This is a genomic window from Pseudoalteromonas sp. S1609 (genome assembly GCF_005887255.1).
Taxonomy (GTDB): Bacteria; Pseudomonadota; Gammaproteobacteria; order Enterobacterales; family Alteromonadaceae; genus Pseudoalteromonas.
The window spans coordinates 1-435 of sequence record NZ_PNDJ01000134.1; the positions used below are offsets into that span (position 1 = coordinate 1).

At 42.5% G+C, this 435-nt stretch carries 1 pseudogene; it reads left to right on the forward strand.

The annotated features are described in order from the left end of the window. A pseudogene (locus CWB76_RS19055) lies at positions 1-435 on the forward strand (malate synthase G); the annotation flags it as partial.

Here is a 435-nt window from a genome sequence, read left to right on the forward strand (position 1 = left end):
TGCCGAAGATAAAGTGCAAGTTTACAAAAACTGGTTGGGCCTAATGCAGGGCAACTTGGTTGAAACGTTTAGAAAAGGCGACAAAATGGTCGACCGTACGTTACAAGCCGATCGCCAATATACAGGTCTTGATGGCCAAAAACTGACCCTAAAAGGGCGCAGTATGATGTTTGTGCGTAACGTTGGGCATTTAATGACAAACCCTGCTATTACCGATGTAAGTGGTAATGATGTGTTTGAAGGAATTATGGATGCCATGTTCACCGCAACAGCCGCACTGCACGATTTAAACACTAAAAATGCCATTCAAAACTCAACCGCACAAAGTATTAATATTGTAAAACCAAAAATGCACGGCCCTGATGAAGTAGCATTTGCTAACACTTTATTTGGCATGGTTGAAGAGGCGCTGAGCTTGCCTAAAAACACCCTAAA